General features: G+C 43.0%; 1 protein-coding gene. It reads left to right on the top strand.

The window, feature by feature from the left end; genetic code table 11:
• Window positions 1–248: 248 nt before the first annotated feature.
• Window positions 249–1,244: an IS110 family RNA-guided transposase gene (locus A3774_RS15950; RefSeq protein WP_067870027.1), complete on the top strand. Its 996-nt coding sequence runs from the start codon at window positions 249–251 to the stop codon at window positions 1,242–1,244.
• The last annotated feature ends 13 nt before the right edge of the window (window positions 1,245–1,257 follow it).

Genomic DNA, 1,257 nt, shown 5'->3' with positions numbered 1-1,257 from the left:
GGGTGAGCTCCTTGTATGTTTAACCTCAACGATTATTTATCATTGGTAATCGTTTCTGGGGAAGCCGCCCGCTCCTTGAAGCAGGTTAATTCTGACTTTGTATGTAGAGGGGCTCCCCACCTCTTTACTAGTTCGAAGAGTATCATGAAGCTAGTACTAGACTTCGCATCACAAGGTTGAGCCAGTATAAAGTGCGAGGTTGGGGAACCAGAAGCCATTCTAGCAATTCAACGTTATGGAGTCAGCTTGTGAGTACGTTTTCCGGTATTGATATCAGTGCAAGATCATTCGATCTAGTCATTAAAAGTGGAAACTCTATTGGTAAAGCACAAGCTTTCAAGCAACACCCTGATGACTTCGAGCGCGCTGCTAAAATTTTAAAGAAAAACAAGGTAATACTTGTTGTGATGGAAGCAACAGGAATCTATCACTTAGATTTAGCTGTCCATCTTGTAAGTGCAGGTATCACTGTTGCTGTGATTAATCCGCTGAGTAGCAAGCGCTTTGCTGAGTTGAAATTATCACAAACCAAAACCGACGCAGCTGATGCGGCCTTGTTAGCAGAATATGCGGCGGTTATGAAACCAGAACCTTGGGCCCCACCAAAATCAGAGTATATGGCGCTCAAAGATATTGGACGCCAGATTAACCGTATAACAAAAGATAAGGTAAAAGCGAAGAATCGACTGCATGCGCTTCAGTCCAAAAACAGTCCCGCTATTCTGATTGAAGACTTGGAAGAGAGTGTTTCTTTTTATGAGAGCCGCATTGACCGCCTATCTATAGCGGCGCTCAACATCATTCAAAAAGATGAGAAATTGGCTCTTGTCTTTGAATGCATGATTGCGGCCAAAGGGGTCGGTCAAAGCAGCGCTATCGCCATTCTTGCAGAATTTGTTGTACTGCCAAAAAACATGAAAGCTAAGCAGGTTACCCGTTACTGCGGCCTGGATATAAGAACTCATCAATCGGGAACCAGTGTTCGAGGTGCTGCACGAATAAGTAAAGCAGGGAACGCATACTTAAGATCGGCACTCTATATGCCTGCACTGTCAGCGTCTCGTTACGATGATAATGTTCATGAATTTAGAGAGCAGCTAATTTCTCGGGGAAAAACAAAGATGCAGGCAATTGTAGCTATCATGCGTAAGTACGTAACGGGATTATGGACTGTTTACCGTCAATGCGAAGCTTTTGATTCTGATAAATTATTCAATTTCAGTGAAAAAAAGCTTGAGCATTAACAGAGTATCTACA

This window comes from Neptuniibacter marinus, from assembly GCF_001597725.1.
In the GTDB taxonomy this organism is placed as follows: Bacteria; Pseudomonadota; Gammaproteobacteria; order Pseudomonadales; family Balneatricaceae; genus Neptuniibacter; species Neptuniibacter marinus.
The sequence above is the reverse complement of the archived record's forward strand: the minus strand, read 5'-3'. Positions and strand labels throughout refer to the sequence as shown.